Origin of the sequence: Xanthomonas albilineans, assembly GCF_002939705.1 — a bacterium.
Classification (GTDB): domain Bacteria; phylum Pseudomonadota; class Gammaproteobacteria; order Xanthomonadales; family Xanthomonadaceae; genus Xanthomonas_A; species Xanthomonas_A albilineans.
Window position 1 is genome coordinate 1 of the sequence record NZ_MDCB01000103.1, and the last position, 415, is coordinate 415.

At 65.8% G+C, this 415-nt stretch carries 1 protein-coding gene; it reads left to right on the top strand.

Annotated elements, in window-relative coordinates; genetic code table 11:
• Window positions 1-190, top strand: a 190-nt coding sequence (locus XalbCFBP2523_RS16710; RefSeq protein ID WP_211286587.1) for a hypothetical protein, incomplete at its 5' end; no start/stop codon positions are given.
• Window positions 191-415 lie beyond the last annotated feature (225 nt).

Below are 415 nucleotides of genomic sequence, written 5' to 3' on the forward strand. Positions count from 1 at the left end.
CCGGTTTTTCATGGGCCGGGTTGCTGTGAGCCGGTGGCTGTTGTGTCTGCCGGTGTGCTTGCGCCAGGTGCGCCGCCTGCTGCTGCGCCTGCTGGATGCGTTCCTGATGCTGTTGGGCGGCGTGGTCTTCCTGAAGGCCCGTGTGCCTGTCCATGGCCGGGGGTGGCATGGACGCGGCAGCAGCGGATGATGATGAAGAGGAGGAAGACGTATCCGCGTTCGTCGATGTGGGAGGGAGGGATGCTGCTGGCGCGCTCTGCTGCAACCACTGTCCCGGATGCGTCAGCGTGTCGTAGGCTTGCCCGGCGGCGTGCTCGACCACCTCGATGCCGGGCGAGACGATGTTTTTGATCCCGTCGTATGCTTGCCCAACGGCCTGTCCGGCGGACGAATGTGCGGCGGACTGCGCGCCATG